Source organism: Janthinobacterium sp. PAMC25594 (assembly GCF_019443505.1).
Classification (GTDB): Bacteria; Pseudomonadota; Gammaproteobacteria; order Burkholderiales; family Burkholderiaceae_D; genus Janthinobacterium.
In genome coordinates this window covers 5,366,219-5,391,428 of record NZ_CP080377.1, presented here as the reverse complement: position 1 = coordinate 5,391,428, position 25,210 = coordinate 5,366,219, and the positions used below count along the sequence as shown (strand labels likewise).

Annotated in this window: 26 protein-coding genes and 2 pseudogenes; 14 read left to right on the top strand and 14 right to left on the bottom strand. The window is 63.6% G+C overall.

The window, feature by feature from the left end:
- Positions 1-204 precede the first annotated feature (204 nt).
- From fliF to fliR, 13 genes are all read left to right on the top strand, one after another.
- Positions 205-1,920, top strand: coding sequence for a flagellar basal-body MS-ring/collar protein FliF (gene fliF, locus KY494_RS24230; RefSeq protein WP_219888500.1), 1,716 nt, complete (start codon positions 205-207; stop codon positions 1,918-1,920).
- The gene (gene fliG / locus KY494_RS24225; protein ID WP_071075865.1) at positions 1,913-2,911 is read left to right on the top strand and encodes a flagellar motor switch protein FliG; all 999 of its coding nucleotides are present in this window, start codon (positions 1,913-1,915) and stop codon (positions 2,909-2,911) included. The genes fliF and fliG overlap by 8 nt, the downstream gene beginning before the upstream one ends.
- 43 nt (positions 2,912-2,954) lie before the next feature.
- Positions 2,955-3,668 carry a flagellar assembly protein FliH gene (locus KY494_RS24220; RefSeq protein ID WP_219891718.1) on the top strand — a complete coding sequence of 238 codons (714 nt, stop codon included), beginning with the start codon at positions 2,955-2,957 and terminating at the stop codon, positions 3,666-3,668.
- A gap of 89 nt (positions 3,669-3,757) precedes the next feature.
- Complete coding sequence (fliI, locus tag KY494_RS24215) at positions 3,758-5,074, top strand: flagellar protein export ATPase FliI (protein WP_258194984.1); 1,317 nt, start codon at positions 3,758-3,760, stop codon at positions 5,072-5,074.
- Between the two features lie 32 nt (positions 5,075-5,106).
- Positions 5,107-5,547, top strand: coding sequence for a flagellar export protein FliJ (gene fliJ, locus KY494_RS24210; protein WP_071075863.1), 441 nt, complete (start codon positions 5,107-5,109; stop codon positions 5,545-5,547).
- 19 nt (positions 5,548-5,566) lie between these two features.
- The gene (locus KY494_RS24205; protein WP_258194398.1) at positions 5,567-6,817 is read left to right on the top strand and encodes a flagellar hook-length control protein FliK; all 1,251 of its coding nucleotides are present in this window, start codon (positions 5,567-5,569) and stop codon (positions 6,815-6,817) included.
- Positions 6,818-7,003: 186 nt separating this feature from the next.
- Positions 7,004-7,516, top strand: coding sequence for a flagellar basal body-associated protein FliL (gene fliL / locus KY494_RS24200; protein WP_219888499.1), 513 nt, complete (start codon positions 7,004-7,006; stop codon positions 7,514-7,516).
- A gap of 6 nt (positions 7,517-7,522) precedes the next feature.
- Positions 7,523-8,509, top strand: coding sequence for a flagellar motor switch protein FliM (gene fliM, locus KY494_RS24195; protein WP_071075860.1), 987 nt, complete (start codon positions 7,523-7,525; stop codon positions 8,507-8,509).
- A gap of 51 nt (positions 8,510-8,560) precedes the next feature.
- Positions 8,561-8,995, top strand: a complete 435-nt coding sequence (fliN, locus tag KY494_RS24190) for a flagellar motor switch protein FliN (RefSeq protein ID WP_034754038.1) — start codon at positions 8,561-8,563, stop codon at positions 8,993-8,995.
- The gene (fliO, locus tag KY494_RS24185) at positions 8,992-9,582 is read left to right on the top strand and encodes a flagellar biosynthetic protein FliO (protein ID WP_219888498.1); all 591 of its coding nucleotides are present in this window, start codon (positions 8,992-8,994) and stop codon (positions 9,580-9,582) included. The genes fliN and fliO overlap by 4 nt, the downstream gene beginning before the upstream one ends.
- Positions 9,572-10,348, top strand: a complete 777-nt coding sequence (gene fliP, locus KY494_RS24180; RefSeq protein ID WP_375143401.1) for a flagellar type III secretion system pore protein FliP — start codon at positions 9,572-9,574, stop codon at positions 10,346-10,348. Before fliO ends, fliP begins: the two co-directional genes overlap by 11 nt.
- Before the next feature lie 10 nt (positions 10,349-10,358).
- Positions 10,359-10,628 (top strand): flagellar biosynthesis protein FliQ, encoded by a 270-nt coding sequence (gene fliQ / locus KY494_RS24175; RefSeq protein WP_035821365.1) that lies wholly within the window; start codon positions 10,359-10,361, stop codon positions 10,626-10,628.
- 22 nt (positions 10,629-10,650) lie between these two features.
- Positions 10,651-11,517: a flagellar biosynthetic protein FliR gene (fliR, locus tag KY494_RS24170; RefSeq protein ID WP_219136013.1), complete on the top strand. Its 867-nt coding sequence runs from the start codon at positions 10,651-10,653 to the stop codon at positions 11,515-11,517.
- A 6-nt stretch (positions 11,518-11,523) separates the two neighbouring features.
- Here the strand turns inward: fliR and KY494_RS24165 are convergent.
- Positions 11,524-11,838: pseudogene (locus KY494_RS24165) on the bottom strand (LysE/ArgO family amino acid transporter); the annotation flags it as partial.
- A 35-nt stretch (positions 11,839-11,873) separates the two neighbouring features.
- Between KY494_RS24165 and KY494_RS24160 the strand changes: the two are divergent.
- Positions 11,874-12,320: pseudogene (locus tag KY494_RS24160) on the top strand (LysR substrate-binding domain-containing protein); the annotation flags it as partial.
- 9 nt (positions 12,321-12,329) lie between these two features.
- Here the strand turns inward: KY494_RS24160 and KY494_RS24155 are convergent.
- The 13 genes from KY494_RS24155 to flgB all read right to left on the bottom strand — a co-directional run bounded on the left by KY494_RS24155 (position 12,330) and on the right by flgB (position 25,174).
- Positions 12,330-13,589 carry an MFS transporter gene (locus KY494_RS24155; protein ID WP_219888496.1) on the bottom strand — a complete coding sequence of 420 codons (1,260 nt, stop codon included), beginning with the start codon at positions 13,587-13,589 and terminating at the stop codon, positions 12,330-12,332.
- Between the two features lie 48 nt (positions 13,590-13,637).
- Entirely contained in the window at positions 13,638-14,081 is a 444-nt protein-coding gene (locus KY494_RS24150; RefSeq protein ID WP_219888495.1) for a MarR family winged helix-turn-helix transcriptional regulator, read from the bottom strand.
- 159 nt (positions 14,082-14,240) lie between these two features.
- Complete coding sequence (gene flgL / locus KY494_RS24145) at positions 14,241-15,482, bottom strand: flagellar hook-associated protein FlgL (RefSeq protein WP_219136010.1); 1,242 nt, start codon at positions 15,480-15,482, stop codon at positions 14,241-14,243.
- Positions 15,483-15,533: 51 nt separating this feature from the next.
- Positions 15,534-17,501 carry a flagellar hook-associated protein FlgK gene (gene flgK / locus KY494_RS24140; RefSeq protein WP_219888494.1) on the bottom strand — a complete coding sequence of 656 codons (1,968 nt, stop codon included), beginning with the start codon at positions 17,499-17,501 and terminating at the stop codon, positions 15,534-15,536.
- 88 nt (positions 17,502-17,589) lie between these two features.
- A complete protein-coding gene (gene flgJ / locus KY494_RS24135) occupies positions 17,590-18,516 on the bottom strand; it encodes a flagellar assembly peptidoglycan hydrolase FlgJ (protein ID WP_219888493.1) in 927 nt (308 codons plus the stop codon).
- 10 nt (positions 18,517-18,526) lie between these two features.
- Entirely contained in the window at positions 18,527-19,642 is a 1,116-nt protein-coding gene (locus KY494_RS24130) for a flagellar basal body P-ring protein FlgI (RefSeq protein WP_219888492.1), read from the bottom strand.
- A 2-nt stretch (positions 19,643-19,644) separates the two neighbouring features.
- Entirely contained in the window at positions 19,645-20,295 is a 651-nt protein-coding gene (locus KY494_RS24125) for a flagellar basal body L-ring protein FlgH (protein WP_219136006.1), read from the bottom strand.
- A 50-nt stretch (positions 20,296-20,345) separates the two neighbouring features.
- On the bottom strand, positions 20,346-21,128 hold the full coding sequence (flgG, locus tag KY494_RS24120) for a flagellar basal-body rod protein FlgG (protein ID WP_219136005.1): 783 nt from the start codon (positions 21,126-21,128) through the stop codon (positions 20,346-20,348).
- A 72-nt stretch (positions 21,129-21,200) separates the two neighbouring features.
- On the bottom strand, positions 21,201-21,944 hold the full coding sequence (locus KY494_RS24115) for a flagellar basal body rod protein FlgF (RefSeq protein WP_219136004.1): 744 nt from the start codon (positions 21,942-21,944) through the stop codon (positions 21,201-21,203).
- Between the two features lie 57 nt (positions 21,945-22,001).
- Positions 22,002-23,549, bottom strand: coding sequence for a flagellar hook protein FlgE (locus tag KY494_RS24110; RefSeq protein WP_219136003.1), 1,548 nt, complete (start codon positions 23,547-23,549; stop codon positions 22,002-22,004).
- Positions 23,550-23,603: 54 nt separating this feature from the next.
- The gene (locus tag KY494_RS24105) at positions 23,604-24,302 is read right to left on the bottom strand and encodes a flagellar hook assembly protein FlgD (RefSeq protein ID WP_219136002.1); all 699 of its coding nucleotides are present in this window, start codon (positions 24,300-24,302) and stop codon (positions 23,604-23,606) included.
- Between the two features lie 15 nt (positions 24,303-24,317).
- Positions 24,318-24,719 carry a flagellar basal body rod protein FlgC gene (gene flgC, locus KY494_RS24100; protein ID WP_219136001.1) on the bottom strand — a complete coding sequence of 134 codons (402 nt, stop codon included), beginning with the start codon at positions 24,717-24,719 and terminating at the stop codon, positions 24,318-24,320.
- Between the two features lie 2 nt (positions 24,720-24,721).
- On the bottom strand, positions 24,722-25,174 hold the full coding sequence (flgB, locus tag KY494_RS24095) for a flagellar basal body rod protein FlgB (RefSeq protein WP_219136000.1): 453 nt from the start codon (positions 25,172-25,174) through the stop codon (positions 24,722-24,724).
- Positions 25,175-25,210 lie beyond the last annotated feature (36 nt).

Sequence of the window (25,210 nt, the reverse complement as noted above, 5' to 3'; positions counted from 1 at the left end):
AACTTCCGTCACATGTTGCCAGGGTTCCACAATACCAGCGCCAACGCCAGCCGCTCGGCCGAGCAGGCGGCAAAAGCGCCTTCTGTTTGGGCGATTGAAGCGCGTGACAGTGGCGGATAATTCTGCATATCGCCCCTCCTCCCGAGGAAGCGACCCCCACGCACTACCCAATACCCGTCAAACCACACGCCCTGGAAGGCAATCATGGCTGTAGCCGAAGAAATCGATGTGAACCGCATACCGCCGGAACCGGCGCCTGCCCGCTCGCCCGTGGAGTCCGTGCAAGCGTTCGCCAGGACGCCGATGGGCAAGAATTTCCTGCGCGGCCTGGGCGTGGCGGCACTGATCGCCATCGGCGTGGCACTGTACATGTGGAACCAGCCGCCCGAGTACAAAGTCCTGTTTTCCAATTATACGGACCGCGACGGCGGCGCCATCACCGCGTCGCTGGACCAACTGGGCATCAAGCACAAGTTTTCCGAAGGGGGCGGCGCCATTCTCGTGCCCACCGAGCAAGTCCACGATGCGCGCCTGAAACTGGCGGCGCAAGGCTTGCCGAAGGGCGGCAACGTGGGTTTCGAGCTGATGGAAAACCAGAAGCTGGGCGTGTCGCAATTTCTGGAACAGGTCAATTTCCAGCGCGCCCTCGAAGGCGAACTGGCGAAATCGATCGAATCGGTGTCCGCCGTCGATACGGCCAGAGTCCACCTGGCCCTGCCGAAACCGCAAGTATTCGTGCGCGACCAGCAAAAACCGACGGCTTCCGTGCTGCTGAACCTGCATCCGGGCCGCGGCCTCGATCAATTGCAGGTGAGCGCCATCGTGCACCTGGTGGCGTCCAGCGTGCCGGAATTGCTTCCAGTCAATGTCACCGTGGTCGACCAGGCCGGCAACTTGCTGTCGAACCAGGAACGGGACAAGGACCGCGCCAACGGCATCAAGAGCCTGGACCCGAACCAGTTAAAGTACGTGCAGCAATTGCAGCAAAGCGTGATCAAGCAAGTCGAATCGATCTTGCTGCCCATCGTCGGCGAAGGCAATGTACGCGCCGAAGCGACGGCCGACGTGGATTTCTCGCAAAGCGAGCAGGCGGCCGAAACCTACAAGCCGAACTCGCCGCCGGAAGCGTCCACCATCCGCAGCCAGCAAACGAGCGAATCGACGGGCGCCGGCAATGCCAACCCGTCCGGCGTGCCGGGCGCGCTGTCGAACCAGCCACCGGGCGTGGCCACGGCGCCGCTGACGGCGGAAGCGCCAGGCGCCCCGGCCGGCGCGGCGACGGCACCGACCCAGAAGGAATCGACGACAAATTACGAAGTCGACAAGACCGTGCGCTACGAGCAGAAATCCATGGGCGGCCTGCGCCGCCTGTCGGTGGCCGTCGTCGTCAACTACCGTCGCAGCTTCGACAAGGATGGCAAGGTCGCGGTCAAGCCGATTTCGCCTGCCGAAATGGTGCAGATCAATAACCTGGTCAAGGAAGCAATGGGCTACAACAAGGAGCGCGGCGACAGCTTCAGCGTAGCCAACTCGCCCTTCGACGGCATCGACCGCGCGCCGGAAAGCAAGCTGGAGTGGTGGCGCGACCCGGCCAACTTGCCGCTGGCCAAGGAACTGGCGAAATTCCTCATCACGGCCCTGATCCTGCTGTATATCTTCATCAAGATCGTGCGCCCGATGCTGCGCCCCGTGATGCGCAAGATCGACGATTTCGGCGCCCCGCCGCCCGTCATCGAGCCGGAGCTGACCAAGGACGGCGAAGACAACGTAGTCCTGCTCAGCGAAGCGGAGCTGGAAGAACTGGAAGAAGATACGGCCCGTGGCTACCGGGAAAACCTGGCGATGGCCAGGAAACTGGCACAGGACGACCCGCGCGTGGTGGCCAACATAATCAAAGCATGGATAGGCAATAATGAGTGAGACAACGGGACTGCAAAAAGCATCGATCCTGATGCTGGCACTGGGCGAGAGCGAAGCGGCCGAGGTCATGAAATTCCTCGGCCCGCGCGAAGTGCTGAAACTGGGCGCCGCCATGGCCACCATGAAGGGCATCGCGCACGAACAGGTGGTCGAGGTGCTCGACGACTTCCGCGCGCAGACGGAACTCAATTCCACCGTCGGCCTCGATTCGGACGAATACATCCGGCAAGTGCTGACCAAGGCGCTGGGCGACGACAAGGCGTCCGTGCTGCTGTCGCGCATCCTGGGCGGCAAAGACGCGTCCGGCATCGAATCGCTGAAGTGGATGGATTCGCAATCCGTGTCCGAGCTGATCCGCAACGAACACCCGCAGATCATCGCCACCATCCTGGTCCACCTGGAACGCGACCAAGCGTGCGAAATCCTCGGCCATTTCACGGACCGCCTGCGCAACGATGTGGTGCTGCGCATCGCCACCCTGGACGGCGTGCAGCCGGCCGCCTTGCGCGAACTCAACGATGTGCTGACGAAACTGCTGTCCGGTAACGAAAACATCAAGAAATCGTCGCTGGGCGGCGTGCGCGCGGCGGCCGAGATCCTCAACTTCATGAGCGGCGAGCAAGAAGGCTCCGTCATGGACAATATCAAGAACTACGACAACGACATGGCGCAAAAGATCATGGACGAAATGTTCGTGTTCGACAACGTGATCGACATCGACGACCGCGGCATTCAATTGCTGCTGCGCGAAGTGCAGTCGGAAATGCTGATCATCGCCCTGAAAGGCGCCTCGCAAGAGCTGCGCGACAAGATCTTCAAGAACATGTCGCAGCGTGCCGGCGAGATGATGCGCGAAGACCTGGAGTCGAAAGGCCCCGTGCGCCTGTCGGAAGTGGAATCGCAGCAGAAACAGATCCTGCAAATCGTGCGCCGCCTGGCGGACGAAGGGCAGATAGTCCTGGGCGGAAAAGGCGAGGATTCGTTTGTCTAATTTAATTCCCAAGGAGCAACAAACCGCCTACCAGCGCTGGGAAATGACCTCGTTTGGCGACGAGCGTCCCAGCGTGGTGGCGGCGCGCAAGCTGCTCGAACCCGATCCCGAACCGGAATTCGACCCGGAAATGGATGCATACGGCGAACTGTCGGAAGCAGAGCCGGCCGCGCCGCTCGAATACCCGACGCAGGAAGAGCTCGACGCCATCCGCGAGGAAGCGCGCGCCACCGCCTTCGATGAGGGCCGCGCCGCCGGCTATGCGGAAGGCCACGCGGCCGGGCATGCCGATGGCCATGCGCAGTCGTATACGGAAGGCAAGGCGGCGTCCGCCGTGGAACTGGCGCATCTGCAAACCATCGCCGTCGACTTCGGCACGGCCGTGCACCAGGCCGATGAACTGATCGCCAACGACGTCATGGAACTGGCCTTGCAACTGGCCAAGGCCATGCTGAAGACGGCCTTGCCCGTGCGCCCCGAGCTGATGCTGCCGATGGTAAGGGCAGCCATCGAATATTTGCCTGTGCTGCAACAACCGGCCTTGCTGATGCTCAACCCGGAAGATGCGCAAGTGGTGCGCGACGGCATCGGCGATGAGCTCGACAAGGGTGGCTGGCGCGTCATCGAAGACCCCAGCGTGGAACGCGGCGGCTGCAAGATCGACACGGCCAGCAACCAGATCGATGCGCAAAGCTCCACCCGCTGGCAGCGCCTGACGCATGCGCTGGGCAAGGACCTGGACTGGCTGGCGCCGTGAGCGAACCCGTCAAAGGCCCCACGGCCCATGCGGCGCGCTGGCGCGCCTACCTGAACGACTGTTCGGCCGTGGTCGGCTTTGTGGAACCGATGCAAATATCGGGCAGGGTCACGCGCGTGGCCGGCCTGGTGATGGAAGCGGTGGGCCTGCGCCTGGCCGTCGGCGCCGCCTGCACCGTGCCGCTGCCGAATGGCGGGCGGGTCGAGGCGGAAGTGGTCGGCTTTGAAGGCGAACGCCTGTTTTTGATGCCGCAAAGCGACGTCGAAGGCATCGTGCCCGGCACGCGCGTGTTTTCCGTCGAACCGGCCATCCCCCGTCCCGGCAGCGTGGCGCATCCGCGCCGCCGCCCCAGCGACCGCGCGCGCCACCTGCCCGTCGGGCCGCAACTGCTGGGCCGCGTGCTCGACGGCGCGGGCCGCCCGCTCGACCAGCTCGGTCCCCTGCTCACGACGGACAGCGCTCCCATCAACGTGCGCCCCGCCAATCCCCTGGGCCGCGCGCCCATCGTGACCACGCTGGACGTGGGCGTGCGCTCGATCAATGCCATGCTGACCGTGGGCCGTGGCCAGCGCATGGGCCTGTTTGCCGGTTCCGGCGTGGGCAAGAGCGTGCTGCTGGGCATGATGGCGCGCTACACGGAAGCGGACGTGATCGTCGTCGGCCTGATCGGCGAACGGGGACGCGAAGTCAAGGAATTCATCGAGCAAATCCTCGGCCCCGAAGGCCTGGCCCGCTCCGTCGTCGTGGCGGCGCCGGCCGACACGCCGCCGCTGATGCGCCTGCAGGGCGCCGCGTATGCGACGGCCATTGCCGAGTATTTCCGCGACCAGAGGCAAAACGTGCTGTTGATCATGGATTCGCTGACCCGCTACGCCATGGCGCAGCGCGAAATCGCCCTGGCCATCGGCGAACCGCCCGCCACCAAAGGTTATCCGCCGTCCGTCTTCGCCAAGCTGCCCGTGCTGGTGGAGCGGGCCGGCAATGGCGAAGAAGGGGGCGGCTCGATCACCGCCTTCTACACCGTGCTGACCGAGGGCGACGACCAGCAGGATCCGATCGCCGACTCGGCGCGCGCGATTCTCGATGGCCACATCGTGCTGAACCGCCGGCTGGCCGAGGCGGGCCATTATCCCGCCATCGACATCGAGCAATCGATTTCGCGCGCCGCCCACTCGATCACCACGCATGAACACCAGCAGCAGGCGCGCAAATTGAAACAACTGTATTCGCGCTATGAACGCAGCCGCGACCTGATCAGCGTGGGCGCCTACAGCGCCGGCACCGACCCCGTACTGGACCAGGCCATTGCCCTGCACGAAAAGATCGAGGCGTTTTTGCAACAGCAAATCACCGAGCGGGTCAGCATGGACGAGAGCTTGGGGCAACTTACCGCTCTATTCGACTGATTAGGGCTTGCATAGCGGGAATATAATCAAGCATGGCTTCTCCTTCCCAACTTGCAACCCTGATTGACCTTGCCCAGCGCGAAACGGACGATTGCGCCAAGCGCCTGGGTGCGGCCCTGAAAGCGCTCGACGATTGCCGCCAGAAGCTCGACATGCTGTCCGGCTACCGCGATGACTATGCCCAGCGCTTCGAGGCGAGCATGAGCAACGGCATTACGCCCATGGCCTACCGCAACTTCCAGGCCTTCATGGTCAAGCTCGACAGCGCCATCCAGGGCCAGCAGCAGGTGGTCGAGCATGCGCAAGCGCGCAGCGAGAATGAAAAAATGCGCTGGCAACTGGCCGAACGCAAGCGCATGTCGTACACCACCTTGAATAACCGGGCGCAGGAACAGGCGCTGAAGCTGGAAAACAAGCGCGACCAGAAAGCAATGGATGAGCACGCGGCGCGACAAGCCTATTACAAACGCTAAGCAACACTGAGGCAGCATCATGCAAACCCTGCAAAACCCGATTTCCCAGATCGTCTCGCCGAACGCCACGCCAGGCCCGGCCAACCGCGCCCAGCAGCCATCCGGCGACGGCGACTTCCAGCGCACCTTGAACCGCCAGATCGAGCAACGCCAGGCCAGCCGCAATATGGCGCAAGCGCAAGTACCAGCGCCCCGCCCCGCCAGCCCTGCCGCCACGCAGGCGCCTGCCCAGGCTCCAGCGAGCGAAGCGAAGCCGGCGCAAGCGGGCACCGAACAGGCCGCCAACAAGGAACAGCCATCCGCGCCGGCCAGCGAGGCGCCCGCCACCAGCGACAGCGCCACGGCCGAGGCCAGCGTTCCCGCCGCGCCAGTCCCGCCGCCGGCCGATCCGGCCGCCGAGATGCTGGCCCTGGTGGGCAACATCCAGCTGGCGATCCAGCCGCCGGCAGCCAAGGCCGCGCCGGAACTGCCCGCGCGCGCCAGCGTCAAGGCCGACGCCAAGGGTCTGGCCACAGGGCCCTTGCTGGCAGCCGGCCAGGGCAGCGGCAAGGCCGCCGCCACCGTCATCGCACAGGCCGACAGCGGCGACTTTGCCGACAGCCTGGGCCTGGCTCAGGGCAAGGCAGCCGCCACACCAGGCGCCAGCGTGCCGAACGGCAAGGCCGAGCCGGGCAAGCTGGCCATCGACGCGCAGCTGGCGGCCACGGCCAGGGCCGGCAGCGCCGTGGCCGAACCGGTCATCAAGGAAGCACCAGCCGACCTGAGCCGCCTGGCGGCGCAGTTGCAGCCAGGCGCGCTGCAACAGGCCGCCGCCGTGGCCGTGCCGGCAGACAAACTGACGGGCCGGGTCGGCACGGCGGCCTGGGACCAGCAACTGGGACAAAAAGTCGTGTGGATGGCGGCCGGTGGCGACCAGAGCGCCACCCTGACACTGAATCCACCCGACCTGGGGCCCGTGCAAGTGGTCCTGACGGTCACCAATGACCAGGCCGATGCCGCCTTCATGTCGGCCCAGCCCGAAGTACGCCAGGCGCTGGAAGCGGCCATGCCGCGCCTGCGCGAGATGATGAGCGAAGCGGGCATCGCCTTCGGCAGCGCCACCGTCTCGGCCGGCACGCCGGAACAGCAACACAATGGCGAGCGTGCCTCCTCGGGCGAACGCCGCGGCAATGGCCAGGGCGGCGGTGTCTCCGGTGGCGAGATCGCCATCGCGCCGGCGGCGGGTGGACGCAGCCGGCCCAGCCTGAGTGCCGTGGATACCTTTGCCTGAGGCCAATTCATCGGCCGCAGGCCGCAGGCGCGCCCCAGGGAGTAACTTTTCGTCTAAAAACAGCGAGTTGAGGGCGCTTCCGCCCTCTTTTCACTGCATCCTTCTGCGCAGAATTTGCCGATAATGACATAATGGCGTCGTGATCCACTTCCATGCACTCGAGTACCATTGAAAGCAAATCCAAAAATGAAAGCAGATCCGAAAGCAGATGCAGGCCTGGCCCCCCCCGGCGCCTCGAAAAAGAAGCTTCTGATCATCGTGCTGGCCTCGGTGCTGGTGGCCGGCGGCATCGGTGGCGGTGCAGCCTGGTACTTCCTGCACGGCAAGGCCGATAAAGAAGAAGCGGCGCCCAGCAAGAAAAAACATGCCGCTTCCAAGGCAGGTCCGCCCGTCTTCGTGCCCGTCGACTCCTTCACCGTCAACTTGCAGCCGGAAAATGGCGAGCAATACCTGCAGATCGCGTTTACCTTGCAGGCCAGCAGCGCGGAAGAAATGGACTTGATCAAGGTCAACATGCCGAAAGTGCGCAGCCGCTTGCTGCTGCTGCTGTCCGGCAAGAAGGCATCCGAACTCAATACCGTGGAAGGCAAGCAGCAACTGGCGGCCGAAATCATCAATCAGGTGAACCAGCCGTTCGAGGACAAAGGGCCGGAGCAGGACGTGACGGACGTATTATTTACCGCATTCATCATTCAATAAGCAGCCATGGCCGATAATTTCCTCTCCCAGGAAGAAGTCGATGCCCTTCTGAAGGGCGTCAACGGAGACCAGGACGACGCGCAGGCGCCGGAAGATGTCACGGGAGTTCGTACCTACAACCTGGCAACCCAGGAGCGCATCGTGCGCGGCCGGATGCCAACGTTGGAAATTATCAACGAGCGTTTCGCCCGGCTGCTGCGCGTGGGCCTGTTCAACTTCCTGCGCCGCAGCGCCGAAGTATCGGTAGGTTCCGTGCGCGTGTCGAAGTACAGCGAGTTCATCCGCAACCTGGTGGTGCCGACCAATCTGAACCTGGTACACATGAAGCCGCTGCGCGGCACGGCCCTGATGGTCTTCGATCCGGGCCTGGTGTTCTTGCTGGTCGACAATCTGTTTGGCGGCGACGGACGTTTTCATACGCGTGTCGAAGGACGCGACTTTACGCAGACGGAGCAGCGCATCATCTTGCGCATCCTCGACATCGTCTTTGAAGCCTACACCAAGTCGTGGGAGCCGGTCTTCCCCGTCGAATTCGAATATATCCGTTCGGAAATGAACACGCAGTTCGCCAACATCGCCACGCCGAACGAAGTGGTGGTGGCGTCCACGTTTACGGTGGAACTGGGCTCCGTTTCCGGACAAATCCACTTCTGCATGCCGTATTCGATGATCGAGCCGATCCGCGATTCGCTGACCTCGAGCCTGCAGGGCGAAGCGCTGGAAGTGGACAAGCGCTGGATCCGCCTGATGACGCAGCAGATCCAGATCGCCGAAGTCGAACTGGTGGCTTCGCTGGGCACGGCGCGCGTCTCGTTCGACGAGATTTTGAACATGAAGGTGGGCGACATCATTCCGCTCAATATTCCCGAACTGATCGCCGCCACCGTCGACGGCGTGCCCGTGATGGATTGCACGTATGGCGTGTTGAACGGACAATATGCGCTGAAGGTTGAAAAGTTGTTGGCAAATTCCGATAACATGAATAATCACTAAATCAATACCCGGGTCGCGTTGCGGCCCGTATCTGTACAACAGGAGAAACACATGTCTGACAACCAAGACGACCAAAGCGCGGAAGACGATTGGGGCGCGGCGATTGCCGAGCAGGCCAAGGCGGAAGCCGAAGCGCTGCAAAACCAGGCCGCCAATACGGCCAGCGCGGCCAGCGCCGCCGTGTTCAAGGACTTTTCCAAGCAGGCGTCGAAGTCGGAAACGCACAACGATATCGATTTCATCCTCGATATCCCCGTGCAGCTGACGGTCGAACTGGGCCGCACCAAGATCGCCATCAAGAACCTGCTGCAACTGGCACAGGGTTCCGTGGTCGAGCTCGACGGCCTGGCCGGCGAACCGATGGACGTGCTGGTGAACGGCTGCCTGATCGCCCAGGGCGAAGTGGTGGTGGTGAATGACAAGTTTGGTATCCGCCTGACCGACATCATCACGCCTTCCGAACGCATCCGAAAATTGAATAAATGAAGCCTGGCCTGTTGATTTCCACCGTGCTGCCGCTCCTGGCGGCATGCGGCATTGCGCTGGCGGCGCCCGCTTCGGCGCCCGTACCTGCTTCGGCCCCGGCTGAAACGGCGGCGGCCAGCGCAGCCGCCGAAGTTGCATCTGAAAAACCCGCTGCCGCCGCCGCTGCAGCGGCACCCGCGCCTGCCGCCGCCCTGCCCGCCATGCCGGCGGGCGCCCCCATGACGATGGCGCCGACGAGCTCGGCCGGCAGCCTGCTGCAAACCATCTTCGCGCTGGTATTCGTGCTGGCCCTCCTGATCGGCCTGGCCTGGTTCATGAAGCGCTATGGCCCCAAGGTGATGGGTGGCAACAACAAGATGCGCGTCGTCAGCTCGCTCAACCTGGGCGGACGCGAACGCATCGTCCTCGTCGAAGTGGCCGACCAGTGGATCGTCGTCGGCGCCTCGCCCGGCCGCATCAATGCGCTGGCCACCATGCCACGCCAGGAAGGCGAGTTGCCGCAACTGGCAACGACGCAAAACGGCCCCGCGGCCGCCAATTTTTCCGAGTGGCTGAAACAGACCATCGAAAAACGCAATGGGAAATAAGCAGCAGATGGCGTGGTCCAACGTAAAGACTCCCCTGACCTGGCTGCTGGCAGCCGTCGCCCTGGCCTTGCCGCTGTGGGCCATGGCCCAGCCGGGTATCCCCGCCTTCAACAGCACGCCGGCGCCGGGCGGCGGACAGAATTACTCGCTGCCGGTGCAGACGCTCATCCTGATGACGTCGCTCACCTTCCTGCCGGCGGCCCTCCTGATGATGACCTGCTTCACGCGCATCATCATCGTGCTGTCCCTGCTGCGCCAGGCCATCGGCACGCAATCGTCGCCGCCGAACCAGGTGCTGGTGGGACTGGCCCTGTTCCTGACCCTGTTCGTCATGGGCCCCGTGTTCGACAAGATTTATACGGATGCCTACCTGCCTTATCAGGAAAACAAGATCAGCATGCAGCAGGCGATGGACAAGGGCGTCGATCCCCTGAAAACCTTCATGCTCAAGCAGACGCGCCAGGCCGACCTGGCGCTGTTTGCCAAGATGTCGCGTTCGCCGGCCCTGCAAGGTCCGGAAGATGTGCCGCTGCGCATCCTCGTGCCCGCCTTCGTCACCAGCGAACTGAAGACGGCATTCCAGATCGGCTTTGCCATCTTCATCCCGTTTTTGATCATCGACATGGTGGTCGCCAGCGTGCTGATGTCGATGGGCATGATGATGATGTCGCCCGCGACGATCTCGCTGCCGTTCAAGCTGATGCTGTTCGTGCTCGTCGATGGCTGGCAATTGCTGCTGGGCTCCTTGTCTCAGAGTTTTTACTAGGGGAAATACGATGACACCCGAAAGCGTCATGACCCTGGGTCGCCATGCGATGGAAATCACCCTGATGGTGGCCGCGCCCATGCTGCTCGTCGCCCTCATCATCGGCTTGATCGTGAGTATTTTCCAGGCGGCCACGCAGATCAACGAGGCGACCCTGTCCTTCATCCCCAAGCTGGTCGGCATCTTTGTCGCCCTCGTCGTAGCCGGTCCGTGGATGCTGTCCGTCATGCTCGACTACATGCGCCAGGTATTTACGGGCATCCCGAACCTGGTGGGCTAGGCATGCGGCCACGGCATACGCCATGCTGACCCTGTCGAGCATCGAACTGAATACCTGGATCGCAGCACTGCTGTGGCCGCTTAGCCGCATCCTCGGCCTGATCGCGGCCGCGCCCCTGTTCGGCAACGCGGCCGTGCCGGCCACCGTCAAGGTGACCCTGGGCGCGCTGCTGGCCATGATCATCGCGCCCACCGTGCCGGCCTTGCCGGCCGTCAACCCGATGTCCTTGCCCGGCTTGCTGATCCTGACGCAAGAGATGCTGGTGGGCCTGGCCATGGGCTTTTCCATCCGCATCGTGTTTTCCGCCATCGAAATGGCCGGCGAGCTCAGCAGTCTCACCATGGGCCTGGGCTTCGCCTCGTTCTTCGATCCGCAGACCAAGGGCAGGTCGTCCGCCATCAGCCAGTTCCTCGTCATGCTGGCCACGTTGATGTTTCTCACAGTCAACGGCCACCTGGTCTTGCTGGCGGCGCTGGCGGAAAGCTTTGTCAGCCTGCCCATTTCGTCGAGTCCCATCAGCGGCGGCGGTTTCCAGCAATTGGCGGCCTGGGGCGGGGAAATCTTCCGTTCCGGCCTGCAGATTTCGCTGCCCATCATCGCCGCCCTGCTGCTGACCAACGTGGCGCTGGGCATCTTGACGCGAGCCGCGCCACAGCTGAACATTTTCGGTATCGGTTTTCCCGTCACTCTGGGCGTGGGCTTGCTGGTGATCGGCATGGTCCTGCCCTACCTGGCCACGCCGTTCCAGAACATGTTCCTGCGCGGCATAGAAACGGCGCGTTTGCTGCCGCGCGGCTTTGCCACGCGCGACCGGCCACCGCCGCCCGCGCCGCCAAATCCCCTGCGCCCGGCAACGCCTGCGCCGGCACCGCTGCCGGCAGCGCGCTGATCAGGACTACCAGCCCAGCGCGTGGCGCAGCAACAGCGCCGACAGCACGAACATGGTCACGCCGATCAAGCCATCGAGCACTTGCCAGGCGCGGGGCCGCGCAAACCACGGCGCCAGCCGGCGCGCGCCATAACCCAGACAAGCAAACCACAGCAGGCTGGCCGCGCTGGCACCAACGATAAACCAGCCGCGCAGCGCGCCCGGCTGCTGGGCACCAATACTTCCCACCAGCAATACCGTATCCAGATACACATGCGGGTTAAGCAAGGTAAACGCCGCCGCCTGGGCCAGGATGGCGCCCAGGCCCAATCCCACCCCACCCCACCCCACCCCACCGTCGGCGGCGATCAGCGCCACGGCCCGCATCGGGCTGCAACAGCCGCCCGCTGGGCGCCATGCGCTACCTGGCGGCCGCCAGTCCCGCTTTCCTGCAGCGCTATTTTCCCCTGGGCGTCGGCGCCGCCAGCCTGGCGCTGGCGCCCAGCCTCGTCTTCAATGCCAAGGATGAGCTGCAGGCGCGCTGGGTGCGCCGCCTATGCCACCGGCACGTGGAATTGCCGCGCCATGCCCTGCCCTCGTCGCACGCCTTCGTCACGGCCGGCCTGGCCGGCATGGGCTGGGGCTTGCACCCGCAGGCGCTGATCCAGCCGCATCTTGACAATGGCAGCCTGGTCGAACTGCTGCCGGATACCCCGCTCGACGTCGCCCTGTACTGGCATACGGCACGCGCCGCGTCCGGCCTGCTCGACGGCTTGAGCGCAGCCATCGTGGCCGCCGCCCGCACGGGCCTGCTGCCGCCCTGATTGCCAGGCTCAGGGCTGGTCGCTGCTGAGCGCCATGCGCCAGCGCCGCACATCGACATTCAAACGCAACTGGTGATGCTTGACCAGGTAGCGCACGCCGACCAGCGCCGCCGCCAGGCCCGACAACGCGGCGATGCCCAGCGCCCAGCGCGGGCCGAAGGTATCGGCCACCCAGCCCACGACGGGGGCGCCCAGCGGCGTGCCGCCCGCCGAGATGGCCAGCAGGATGGCCATCACGCGGCCCCGCATGGCAGGCGCCGTCGACAGTTGCACGCTGCTGTTGACGCTGGTGGTAAACGTTTGCGCGGCGATGCCGATGACCACCAGCATCATGCCGAACAGCCAGTAATTGGGCATCACGGCGGCCAGCGCACAGGCCAGGCCGAACAGCGCCGCCGCCCCCAGCAGCAAGGCCAGCGTGGGCTGGCCGCGCCCCGCCGCCAGCAAGGCACCGGCCACGGAGCCGCACGCCATCACGGAACTGAGCACGCCATACTGGCCGGCGCCCGCATGGAAGGCCGTCACCGACATGGTCGAGAGGAAAATCGGAAAGTTCAAGCCGAAGGTGCCGATCAGGAACAGCATCAGCAGGATGGCCATCAGGTCGGGCCGCTGGCGCACGTAGCGGAAACCCTCGCCCAGGCTGGCGCGCGTGGCCTTGATGCGCGGCGCGCGGCGCAGCAGTTCCACGCGCAGCAGCAACAGCGAACCGATCACGGCGGCAAACGAGACGGCGTTGATGATGAAGACCCAGCCGCTGCCGACGCTGCTGATCAGCAAGCCGGCCACGGCCGGGCCCAGCATGCGCGCCGCATTGAACGAGGTGGAATTGAGCGCCACGGCATTCGTCAAATCTTCCTCGCCGACGATTTCGGCAACAAACGTCTGGCGCACGGGCGAATCGAAGGCCGTCACGCAGCCCAGCAGGAAAGCAAACACATACACATGCCACAGTTGTACCAGGCCGCTGATGCACAAGATCCCGAGTCCCAGCGCCAGCAAGCCCATGGCTGCCTGTGTGCACAGCAGCAATTTCCTGCGGTCCAGCAAGTCGGCCGCCATGCCCGTCAGGGGCAGCAACAGCAGTTGCGGGCCGAATTGCAAGGCCATGACGATGCCGACGGCGCTGGCATTGTGCTGCGTCAATTCGCTCAGCACCAGCCAATCCTGCGCCGTGCGCTGCATCCAGGTGCCGATATTCGACACCAGGGCGCCGCCGGCCCAGATACGGTAATTGGGAATGCGTAACGAACGGAATGTGTTGTTCATCTGGGCGTGCGGGCTCCTTGCCGGGGACGTGGTGGAAAATTCAGCGGATCACTCCGCCAAGCGTTTGAGTAAGGCCACCGCATGGTTCAGTTCGGTGACTTCGTCCGGCGTGAGCCGGGTTTCGATCGTGCGTGCCAGCCAGTCTTCGCGCGCGGCGCGGCTGGCCGCGATCCAGGCGCGGCAACCGTCCGTCAGGGTCAACAGCGTCTGCCGGCCATCGAGCGGGTCGGGCGAGCCCGTCACCATCCGCGCTTGCGTCAAGGCTTGCACGGTGGCGGCCATCGACTGCGGACGCATGCCTTCGGCGCGCGCCAGGCTGCTGGCGGTGGCCGGACCGTCGCGCTCGAGGCGGCTCAGCACGGATGCCTGCGACATGCTGACATCGCCCAGGTGTGCTTCTTCGCGCAGGCGGCGGCGCAATTTGCCGACCAGGATGCGCAATTCGCCGGCCAGTTGCAATACGTGTTCGTGCTCTTCTTGTGGGGTTTGCATGGGAGGCAGGTAATGGATCAACAGGCTCCACTATAACAGATAGACAGGTAGGCTGCACAGTTTGCCTGTATATCTTGCCAGGATAGCCAGATTGCGGACGCAAAAAAGCCGGGGCGGAAGATGCACTCCCTACCCCGGCCCGCTAGCGCGACGGGTGGCTTAGCTGATGTAATTGAACAGCGACAGGCCCGAGATCGAGGTGAACGATTTTTGCGCCGCCTGCAGGGTGACTTGCTGCTGGCTGAAAGTGGAAATGGCTTTCACCATATCGAGGTCTTGCAGGTCCGACAGGGTGGTGGCGTACTGGATGTCGAGGTCGTCGCCGGCGCTGCCGAGATAATCGAGTTCCTTCATGCGCGAACCGACGTCCGCGCGCACGGACAGCACATTATCGTAGGCCGTGTCGAGAATATTGTGCGCGGCGTTCAAGCCGTTCGTCAGGCGCGCCTGGCCCGCATCGCCGCTGCCTGGCTGGCGCAGCACGCCGATCAGGTTTTTCACGGTGGTAAACAACGATTCCTTGGCGCTCGGCGCCAGCGTAAAGCTGTCCTGGTCCGCCGGCACGCCCGCGATATTTACCTGCTGGCCGTCGAAGGTGATGGCGTCGCCTGCTTTGTAGGGAACGGGAACGGCGGGATTCGGCACCGTCTGGCCCAAGGTGGCGTCGGTGACGGTGTAGGTGGTAACGGCGGTGGTACCCGTGCCCGTGACCTTGAAATCGATCGAATACTTGTGTCCTGTCAAGGCCGACGGGTCCGTCACCGTGCCGCCCGAAATGACGCCCGAGCCGCCGCGCGTGAAGTTGGCGGTGGCGGCCGCCGTGGTGAACTTGCCGTTGCCGGTCAGGTTATTTTCGAACACGGTGGCACCGGAATCGCTGGTAGCGAGGTAGCGCGCCGAGCCCACCTGCAGTTCGCGCTGGCCCTGGTCGCCCACATAGGTGGCGCCCGTCGGCGTCTGGCTGAATGGCTGGGTGGTGGATTTATAGCCGGAAAACAGGTAGCCGCCGGCACCGTCGGCCGTGTTGGCGATGCCCATCAAGTCGGTCAGTCGGCCTTCCAGTTCCTTGGCCAGGGTATCGCGGTCGACATCCTTGAGGGAAGGATTACCAGCCTGCAAGACCAGGTCTTTCACGTCGGCGATCAGCGAGGTGGTGCTGGCCAGCGCCAGGTCTTCCTGCGACAGGAAATTTTTCGCGTTCGAACGGTTCGTCACGAACTGGGTATTGATCGATTGCGACTGCGTCACTTCCAGCGCGCGCGCCGAGGCGATCGGGTCGTCGGCCGGCGTCAGGTTGCGGCGGTTCGCCGACAGTTGCATCTGCGTACGGTTCAAGGCGCCCTGCAGCGTATTGAGCTGCGAGCTGCCCTGGTCATAAATCATTCGTGTGCTGATGCGCATGATGCTGCCCTTCCAGAAAGCCGCCGCGCGCTGCGCCGCGGCGAAAATTGATTAACGCCCCAGGCCGATGACTACGTCGAACAGGGTGCTGGCAATCTGCATGACTTTGCCGCACGCCTGGTAGGACTGCTGGTAACGCAGCAGGTTGGCCGCCTCTTCATCGAGGTTGACGCCGGAAACGGACTGCTGCTGGGTGCTGGTCTGCTGCAGCAATGCCTGGCTGGCCAGGCCGCTGACCTGCACTTCGCGCGTCTTGTTGCCCACGAAGCTGACGGTTTGCGCATACGAACCCTGGAACGTGGCATTGCCGCCATCGAGGATGTTCTTCGTCTGCAAGCCCGCCAGCAGCGCCGCATTGCGATTGTCGCCCACGCCGCCCGAGTTCGGCGCAATGGTGAAGGTATCGCCCTGCGCCGGCGTGCCCGTCATGCTGACGTTGATGCCGCCAAAGCTGAAGTTGTCGCCTTCCGTATACGGGATGTTCGCCGTGCCGGCCGGATAGGTCGTGGTGGCACCATTCAAGCCCTTGACCGTTACCGCCTGGCCGGCCGGGAAACCCGTCAGCGAGGTGGTCGTCTTGTCATATGTCAAGGTCAGGGGACCCGTCAGGGCATTGCCCGGGCTCAAGTAGGCCTTGTCGACGGAGCCGGCACTGAGCTTGCCCGTGCCCGTATTGGCCACCGGCGCCGAGGTGGCGATGGGAGCGGCGGCGGCGATCTTGTTGCGGTCGGTGACCAGCACGGCCAGGCCGGCCGCGCCATTCGCCGTCGGCCTGATGACGTAGTTGTCGCCTTGGGCGGCCGTGCCCGAGATCGAGAAATCGACGCCGTCGATGGTTTGCGGCGCCGTTTGCGGGTACGGATTGATGATGGTGTGTGCACCGTCCGATTCGCGCGTCACCACATAATTGCTGCCGTCGTATTTCAGGCTGTAATCGCTGGCCGTCAGCTGGGTGGGGTCGCTGACCTTGGCCGACAGCACGGTGGTGCTGCTGGGGTTGTTGCCGCGGTCGGCGCCGATCACGGGGTCGGGTATCTTGAAAAAGTCGCCGCCCATGGCGCCATTCAAGTCCTGGCCCAGCTTGTGCTGGTCGTTGAAGGTACTGGCCAGCGCGATGGCCACCTTGCCCAGCGAGTTCTGCACATTGTCCAGGGTGCCGCTGCGGAAATCGAGCAAGCCGCCCAGCGAGCCGCCGGTCAGGGAGCTGTCCGGCAGCACGCTGACGGTACTGCCCGTGACATAACCCACCTCGATGCGGTTCGGGTCCGTCGCAGAAGGCGTGGCCGCCAGCTGGAAGCTGCGGTCCGCCACCACCAGCGGCTGGCCCGCGCCGATGGAAATGGTGACGGTATTGTTGGCAGCGGGTTGCACCGTCGCCTTGACATATTTGTTCAATTCCGTGATCAGCTGGTCGCGCTGGTCCAGCAGATCGTTGGGCTGGTTGCTGGCATCGACCGACAACTGGGAAATCGACTTGTTCAGGTCGGCGAGCTGCTTGGCGTAGGTATTAATCACCGTCACATTCGACGTGATCTGCGAATTGACGCCGTCGCCGATCTCCGTCAGGCGCGCGCTCAGACCCTGGAAGCGGGAAGCGAGCGAGCCGGCGCTCGACAGCAACGCCTGGCGCGAGGCGACAGAAGAAGGATTGGCGCTGAAGTCCTGCACGCCCTTGAAGAAGTCTTGCAGGGCGGGCGACAGGCCCGCCGTGGGGTCGGCCATCAAGTTGTCGATCTGGCTGATCTGCGTGTAATAGCTATCGAGCGCACTGGTGGCACTTTGCGCGGCATTGACCTGGGTGGCCATGAAGCTGTCGTACTGGCGCTTGATCTGCGACACTTCCGTGCCCGTGCCGACGAAGCCATAGCCGGCAAAGTTCGACTGCGAAGTCTGCTGCAGCACCGTCTGCCGATTGTAGCCGGGTACATTCGCATTGGTGATGTTATGCCCGGTCGTCGACAGGCCCACCTGCGCTGCAAGCAAACCGCTCTTACCGATGCTGAGTAGATTCGAAGTCATGGTGTCTTATTGGTTACCGTCACATGTATTTACGGCAGCCGCGGCGAAAACTTGAAGCGCGCGGCCTGCACAGGGGCACGGCTGGTGGTTAGCCCACCAGCGAATGCTTGATAATTTTTGTTAATTTGGCAGCGTAATTCGGGTCCGTCGCGTAGCCGGCCTTTTGCAAGCCTTGGGCGAAGGTGCTGGCGTCGCCCGCGCTGGCCAGCACTTTTTCATAGCGTTTGTTGTTGGTAATCAACTGCGCATAATCCTTGAAGCTGTCCGCGTAGCTGTCATAGGCGCGGAATTTTTCCACCTTGCGCTGCGCCTTGCCATTCACATATTCCGTGGTGACGGCTTCCGTGACCTTGCCCTTCCAGTCGTTTGACGCCTTGATGCCGAACAGGTTGTGGCTGCTGCTGCCGTCGCGGCTGATGATTTCGCGCTTGCCCCAGCCCGTCTCCAGCGCCGCCTGACCCAGCATGAACTTGGCCGGGATGCCGGTGGCGCGGCTGGCTTCTTCCGCATGCACGCCCAGCTTTTCCTGGAAGGCGCGCACATGCGGCGCCTGCGTGGCATTGGCCTTGTCGCTCAGGGTCTTGCCGCTGCCGCTGGCACTGCTTGCACCGTCGGTCAGGGCGCCCTGCTGCTGGCGGAACGCGGCCAGCGCCTGCGTCAGGCTCGACGAGCGGGGCGACGGCGCTTCGGCGCCATCGGCGGCCAGCGCCTGGTTCGAGGACGACAGTTGACGGATCAGCACGTCCGCCAGGCCCGTGCCCCGCTTGGCCAGGTTCTGGCTCGTCTGCTGGTCCAGCATCGAGGTGTACATCTTGCTTTGCTGGCTATCCATGATGCCGTCCTGCGGCGTCGCGTCGCGCATGCTTTTCATCATCATGTTGATGAACATGGCTTCAAATTGCGTGGCGGCCTCTTTCAGGGCGGCGGGGTCCTTCGCCTTGGCGGACTGGCGCAAGCCATCCATGCCCTTGACGTCGTAGGCGGCGGTATTGCTGAGGTCGGTTTGGCTGATCATGGCGTGCCCATCAAATGATTTCGAGTTCGGCGCGCAGCGAACCGGCCGCCTTCATCGCCTGCAGAATGGCCAGCAAGTCTTGCGGCGAAGCGCCGATGGCGTTCAAGGCTTTCACCACGTCGGACAGCGACGCGCCGCCCTTGACCAGCATGACCTTGCCCGGTTCCTTCTTGATATCGATCTGCGCCGTCTGCGTGACCACCGTGCGCCCGCCCGACAGCGGCGCTGGCTGGCTCACCTGCGGCTCGACATTGATGGTGACGGACAGGTTGCCGTGCGAAATGGCGCATGTTTCCAGGGTCACGGACTGGTTCATCACGACGGAACCGGTGCGCGCATTCATGATGACCTTGGCCGCCAGGCGGGCCGGATTGACTTCGATGCTTTCCAGCTGGCCCAGGAAGGTCACGCGCTGGTCGCTGCTGCCCGGCGACTGCACCTGAATCACGCGCCCGTCCAGCGCGGCGGCCGTGCCGGCGCCGTAGCGGCTGTTGATGGCGTCGACCACGCGGCTGGCGGTGGCGAAATCGGTGGCATTCAATTCCAGGCGGATGGTGTTGTTGGCGCCCAGCACCGAGGGTACGGTGCGCTCGACGGTGGCGCCGCCCGAGATGCGCCCCACGCTCAGGTGATTGATGACGATGGAGCTGCCGGCCGCCTGCGCGCCCACGCCGCCCACCAGTACATTGCCCTGCGCCATGCCGTACACCTGGCCATCGGCGCCCTTCAATGGCGTCATCAATAATGTGCCGCCGCGCAAGCTTTTCGCATTGCCCATCGACGACACGGTCACGTCCAGCATCTGGCCCGGCTGGGCAAACGCGGGCAAGGACGTCGTCACCATCACGGCGGCCACGTTTTTCAGCTGCAAACTGGTGCCTTGCGGCAAGTTGATACCTTGCTGCTGCAGCATCGCCGCCACGCTCTGGATGGTGAACGGCGTTTGCGTGGTCTGGTCGCCGCTGCCGTCGAGGCCGACGACCAGACCATAGCCCATCAACTGATTCTGGCGCACGCCGGCGACGCTGGCCAGGTCCTTGATGCGCTCGGCCTGCGCCATCGGCGCCAGCAGGGAGAATACCAGGCCGCAGACGGCCAGCAAACGGGGAAAGGTCAGGGTCGCCATGATCAGAACGGCAACAGGCTGAGGAAGAAGCGCGAGGCCATCGAGGCCATTTCGGCGCGGTCGATCTGGCTGTTGGTGCGGTACTCGACGCGCGCGTCGGCCACCTGGGTCGATGGCACGACGTTGCCGATGCCGATCGTGTCAGGATTGACCATGCCCGAAAAGCGGATGAATTCCGTACCCTTGTTCATGGCGATCTGTTTCTCGCCTGCCACGATCAGGTTGCCATTAGGCAATTCCTCGATGACCGTCACACCGATCGTGCCGGAAAAGGTATTGCTGGCGGACTGGTTGTCGCCGTCCGCAAACTTGGTCGCGCCATTCGCCGCCACGGTGCCGCCCAGGCGGCCCTGGGCGAAGCCGGGCGTGCTGAAACCCACGCTGCCCGACTTGTTGCCGGAGCTGGCGCCCGCCTTGACGGCATTCGTGCGCTCGGTGATGGCGATCGTCATGGTGTCGCCCACGTGGCGGGCGCGGCGGTCTTCGAAGGCGGGACGGTAGGTCGACGGCTGGTAGATGGAACCGTTGTTGACGACCACGGGTTCCGGCATCGGCGCGCGCGTGGTGGTCGGGTATTGCACGATGGACGTAGGCGTGATGGCGCAGCCGGACAACAGGACTGCGGACAACAGGGCGATGATGGGGTATTGCATGGCGAACCTCCGCTGCCATCCGGCGGCGGATGGCATGACAACTAAAAAAATTACAATTGAGAAAGTTTTTGCAGCATCTGGTCGGATGTGGTGATGGCCTTGCTGTTGATTTCGTAGGCGCGCTGCGTCTGGATCATGTTGACCATTTCCTCGGCCACGTTGACGTTCGAGGTCTCGATATAGCCCTGCATCAACACGCCGGCGCCATTCGTACCCGGGGTATTCGTCTGCGCCACGCCGGAGGCGCCCGTTTCCATGTACAGGTTTTCACCCTTCGATTCCAGGCCGGCCGGATTGACGAAGGTGGTCAGCTGCAGCGAGCCGATCTGCGATGGCGCCACGGTATTGGGCAAGGTAACGGAGACGGTGCCGTCGCGCGCCACGGTCAGGCTCAGCGCATTCGTCGGTACAGTGATGGCAGGCTGGATGACGAAGCCTTCGGAGGTCACCATCTGGCCATTGGCATCGGTCTGGAAGGAACCGTCGCGCGTGTAGGCGGTGGAGCCATCGGGCAGCAGCACCTGGAAGAAACCGGTGCCGTTGACCATCACGTCGCGCGAATTGCCCGACGCCTGGGGATTGCCCTGGGTATGGATGCGTTCGGTAGCCACGGTGCGCACGCCCGTGCCGATCTGCAAGCCCGACGGCAGCTGGGTTTGCTGCGACGATTGCGCGCCCGGCTGGCGCACATTTTGATACAGCAAGTCTTCAAACACGGCGCGCGACTTCTTGAAGCCGGTGGTGCTGACGTTGGCCAGGTTATTGGCGATCACGTCCATCTGCGTCTGCTGCGCTTCCAGGCCGGTCTTGGCTATCCAAAGGGAACGAATCATGTTTTTTCTCCAATAACAGCGCTTGCCAGCCCTGTAGACTATTTCTATGTAACCATTATGCGACCGGCTCTATCAATTCAAAGCGAGGATCTGGGTGGCTTTCGCCGCGTTATTCTCGGCATTCTTCAACAAGCTCATTTGTGTTTCGAACTGGCGCGCCAGGGCGATCATGCTGACCATCGAGTCGACGGGGCTGACATTGCTGCCTTCCAGCGCACCCGTGGTCAGCTTGACGGCCGGGTCGGCTTGCGCCACCGTGCCATCCTTCAGGCGGAACAGGCCGTCGTCGCCGCGCACCAGTTGCTGCTCGGGCGGGTTGACCAGCTTGATGCGTCCCAGCACCGTGGACGGGCCCGGCGGCACGTCCGTGGAAATCGTGCCCACCGTGCCATCGCCGGCGATGGACACCGTCACGCCGGGCGGAATGGCCAGCGGACCCGTATCGCCCTGCACCATCAAGCCCGACTGTGTCTGCAACATGCCGTTTTCATTGAGCTTGAAGGCGCCGTTGCGCGTATAGGCTTCGGACCCGTCGGCCGACTGCACCGCGATCCAGCCGCCATTTTCCACGGCCACGTCGAGCGTGCGGCCCGTGTGCTGCATGGGTCCTTGCGTGAAATCGGAACCGACCGTCGAATCGACGACAAAGGCGCGCGTCGGCATCATGCCGTCGGCCACCACGGGCACGGCGCGGAACGAGTCGAGCTGGGCACGGAAACCCGTGCTGGTGGCGTTCGCCAGGTTGTTCGCCGTGGTCGCCTGCCTGTCCAGGATGTGCTTGGCGCCCGAGCCGGCGGTGTAGATGAGACGGTCCATTTTTTATTTCTCCCAAACCAACAATAAAATCGGGGGCATGCGCCCCCGGTCAACTTATTAGCGGAGGTTGACTAAGGTTTGTAAAACCGAATCCTGCGTCTTGATGGTCTGCGCATTCGCCTGGTAGGCGCGCTGGGCCGTGATCATGTTGACCAGTTCGGCCGTCAGGTCCACGTTCGACACTTCCACGGCCGAGGCGCGCAAGTCGCCTAGCCCGGCCGAGCTCGGCTCACCCGTCATGGGGCTGCCCGAGGTCGAGCTTTCCGCCCAGGCATTGTTGCCCAGCGGCTCCAGGCCATTCGGATTGGCAAACTTGGTCAATACCACCTGGCCCAGGTCGCGCGTCTGGCCATTGTTATACTGGCCCTGGATCACGCCATCGCTGCCCACCACGAAACGGCTCAGCTGGCCGGCCGCGTAGCCATCGGCCACGGTGCGCTTTTCGCTGGTGGACGAACTGAGCTGGGTGGAATTGGTGAAGTCGACCTTGATCGCCAGGTTCGCGTTCGCGCCCGTGGCGGGGAAGACGGGCAGGTTGACCGTCACCGGCAAGGTTTGCGGCGGCGTCAGTGCCAGCATGGCGGCCTTGTCCAGGCTGCCGACGCTGTTGAACACCAGCGAAGCCGACCTCACGGCGGGCACCTCCGTCACCGCGGCGATATTGGCGTCGATCTGGTCTGGCGTCAGGCTGGAATTGACGCCGTTGGGCACGGCGCTGCCATAGGTGGCGCTGATGGCGGCCAGCTGGGCGGGGCTGGCGCCGGCCGCGGCGGCGGCGGTGCGCACGGCGGCACCGGCCGCATTGCCATAGGCGACGGCGGCGGCCGTGATAGCCGCCGGCACCAGCGGCACGGCGGTGGCGGCGGCCTGGTAGGCGGCGCGCGCGGCCAGCGAAGCGGCATCGGTCTGCGCCGACGCGGCTACTTTCGCGCTGGTAATTTCCTTGCCATCAGTGGCCGAATAGACATCCCAGGAATTGGTGCCCGTCTTGACGTAAAAATTGGACATCGTGTGCGAATTGCCCAGCGAGTCGTAGACCGGCACGGGGAATTGCTTGGTCCACGACTTTTGCTCGCCCACGCTGAACGGCACCACGGTCGGCATGGCCGAGTTGGAATCGAGGTTGACCTGGGTATCGACCTTGGTGGTCGCCTGCGGCGCCATGTCGGACGGGTCGATCTGCAGCGGCACGGTGGCGCCGGCCAGGATCTTGCCGTTCGCATCGGCCGGATAGCCCGTCAGCTGGGCTTTCTGCGCATTGATGATGAAGCCGCTCTTGTCGACCTGGAACTGGCCGTTGCGCGAATACTGGATGGCGCCGTTCACGCTGGTGCGGAAGAAACCGCCGCCATTGATGGCGATGTCGAGCGGATTCGACGAACTTTCCAGGTTACCCTGGTTGAACAGCTGCGCCACTTGCGACACGGCCACGCCGATACCGGGCTGGTTGCCGCCCACGCCATACAGCGAGTTGGCATAGATGTCGGCAAACTGCGCCTGCGACTGCTTGAAACCCACGGTGGCCGAGTTGGCGATGTTGTTGCCGATGACGTCCAGCGATTTGGCGGCGCCATTCAAGCCGCTCAGGCCTTGTTGGAAAGACATTGTGTTCTCCTGGTAGAAATTAGGGGTAGAGGGTCTACGCTACAAATGAGCGGCTTACAAAATCTGTTTCACATCGGCCATGGTGATGCTGCCCACGCCGGGCACGTTCAACTTCACGCCGCCCGCGCCCGTCGACACGCTGGCGACCGAACCGAACATCAGCGCCGCCGCATCCGTGAGCTTGGCCCCGCCGCGCGTGGCTTCCACCGAAAAAGTGTAGGCGCCGTCGGCCAGCACAACCGGCTTGCCATCCTTGTCGAGGTCGGCGGTGGAGCCGTTCCAGCCCAGCGGCAAGGTACCCGCATCCTGCGGGCCCAGGTCGATGGAATGGACTTCCTTGCCCGCACTGTTGTAGATAATGACCTTGACGCTGTCGGCCGGCGTGGCCAGGTCCACGCCCATCAGGGCCGCACTCTTGCTCAGGGTGATGTTCTTACCTGCCGTCAGCACGCCGTGGCCGATAATATTCGCCGCCTGCATCGATTCGGCCTGCTGATAGCTGGTTTTGAGGGTTTCCAGCGTGGTATTGAGCTTGTTGACGCCCGTCACCGTGGACAACTGGGCCAGCTGACTCGTCAGCTGCGCATTGTCCAGCGGGTTCATCGGGTCCTGGTTTTGCAGCTGGGTTACCAGCAGGGTCAGGAATTTGTTCGTTTCCTCCTCGACGCTGCCAGCAGCGGCAGTCGTCTTCTTCGGATTCATTGTCGCCATCAGGTCGGTGACGGGGCTGGTGCTGGTATCGATGGTTGCCATAATGGTCAGTCGGCCTTATTGGCCAAGCGAAAGGGTTTTCAGGAGCAGCGACTTGGCCGCGTTCATGGTTTCCACGTTGGTCTGGTACGAGCGCGAGGCCGACAGCATGTTGACCATCTCGTCGACCGTATTCACGTTGGGCATGGTGACGTAGCCCTTCTCGTCGGCCAGCGGGTTCTTCGGGTCGTAGACCAGCTTCATCGGCGACGGGTCTTCGATCACCTTCTGCACCTTGACGGCCGTGGCGCCGTTGGCCATGGGCACGGCTTCGAACACCACCTGCTTGGCGCGGTAGGCTTCGCCGCTGGCGCTGGTGGCGCTGTCGGCATTGGCCAGATTGCTGGCCACCGTGTTCAGGCGCTGCGCCTGGGCGCTCATGGCCGAACCGGACACATTGAAGATATTAAACAGCGACATGATTATTGTCCTCCCTGAATGGCCGTCAGCATGCCCTTGATCTGCGAGTTGAGGAAGGTCACGGCCGCCTCGTAGCGGATGGCGTTGTCGGCAAAGGCGTTGCGTTCAAGATCCATGTCCACCGTATTGCCATCGACGGCACCCTGGGCCGGCGCGCGGTACAGCAGCGGCGTGCCGTCGGCCAGGGTCTCGACCTTGCCGCCCGTGCCGCTCCCTGCGGCAGCGGCCACGCCCTTGCCCGGCATATGCTGCGGCGCCGTGCCCTTCAGAGCCGGCGGCACGCCATCGTTGCGCGCCATCGCCCCCTTCAGCGCGCTGGCGAAATCGACATCGCGCGCCTTGTAGTTGGGCGTATCGGCATTCGCGATATTCGAGGCGAGCAATTCCTGGCGCGTCGAGCGCAGGCTCAGCGCCGTCTCGTTGAAGCGCATGTAATCGTCGAGTTTCCCTATCATGTCAGGCTCCGGAAAGATCTGCCACTGGCGCCTGAG